The sequence below is a fragment of the Macrococcus sp. CoH-51_TC_04 genome (genome assembly GCF_058188655.1).
The window spans coordinates 1-238 of sequence record NZ_JBVGOY010000096.1; the positions used below are offsets into that span (position 1 = coordinate 1).

Consider the following 238-nt stretch of genomic DNA (forward strand, 5'->3'; position numbering starts at 1 on the left):
GCGTAGCTCTTGCGGGCCGACCCGCAGCACCCGTCGGCGGAAGAGCTCGATCGTGAGCGCCGCGACCGGTACGCCGCTGAGCGGGAGAACCCGACCGGCCTGCTCGCCGCGCAGTTCCGCGCCTACGCGCAGGCTCTCGCGGCGGAGCAGGAACGCCTCCAGCGCGAGGAGAACCTTCGTCGGGAGGACGACCAGCCGGTGACGATGTCGTCGCCGCCGCGGCAGCTGGTCACCGAGG

1 protein-coding gene is annotated in these 238 nt (G+C 73.1%); it reads left to right on the top strand.

The window, feature by feature from the left end; genetic code table 11:
- Positions 1-9 precede the first annotated feature (9 nt).
- Positions 10-238: hypothetical protein (locus ACZ2V4_RS11910; RefSeq protein ID WP_490514979.1), on the top strand; the 229-nt coding region annotated here is incomplete at its 3' end.